Source organism: Pedococcus sp. P2_E4, from assembly GCF_056403935.1.
In genome coordinates this window covers 1-708 of sequence record NZ_JBFUEO010000085.1, presented here as the reverse complement: position 1 = coordinate 708, position 708 = coordinate 1, and the positions used below count along the sequence as shown (strand labels likewise).

Here is a 708-nt window from a genome sequence, read left to right as displayed (position 1 = left end):
GCAGCATCCTCATCCCACGGCAATCCGGCGACGAAGCCCGGGTCGATTTTCAGCTTCTGCACCGGCAGACGCTTGAGCCGCAGCAGCGATGAGTAACCCGTGCCAAAGTCGTCGATGGCCAGGCGCACACCCAACTCGCGCAGGCGATGCATCTGTTCCAGCGCAACTTCCGGGTCCTCCATCACCGCACTTTCAGTGACTTCCAGCTCCAGAAACGCCGGTTCCAGCCCGGTTTCGCGCAGCACCTGCGCCACCTGCTGATACAGCTCACGGCGGGCGAACAAACGCGAAGAAACGTTGACTGCGACGAACGACAGCACCGCCCCGCCCTGCTGCCACTGACACATCTGCCGGCACGCCTGCGCCATGACCCAGGCATCGATTTCAGCAAWCAGACCGGTTCGTTCGGCGACCGGAATGAATTCCGCCGGCGACACCAGACCCCGCTGCGGGTGCTGCCAACGCACCAGCGCCTCGTGCGCCACCTGCTGATACAGCTCACGGCGGGCGAACAAACGCGAAGAAACGTTGACTGCGACGAACGACAGCACCGCCCCGCCCTGCTGCCACTGACACATCTGCCGGCACGCCTGCGCCATGACCCAGGCATCGATTTCAGCAATCAGACCGGTTCGTTCGGCGACCGGAATGAATTCCGCCGGCGACACCAGACCCCGCTGCGGGTGCTGCCAACGCACCAGCGCCTCG

The 708-nt window shown here is 64.2% G+C and carries 1 protein-coding gene; it reads right to left on the bottom strand.

Annotated features, from left to right (window positions below; all coding sequences use genetic code 11):
* On the bottom strand, window positions 1–708 hold a 708-nt coding region (locus AC1DV7_RS18190), incomplete at both ends, for an EAL domain-containing protein (RefSeq protein WP_477598741.1).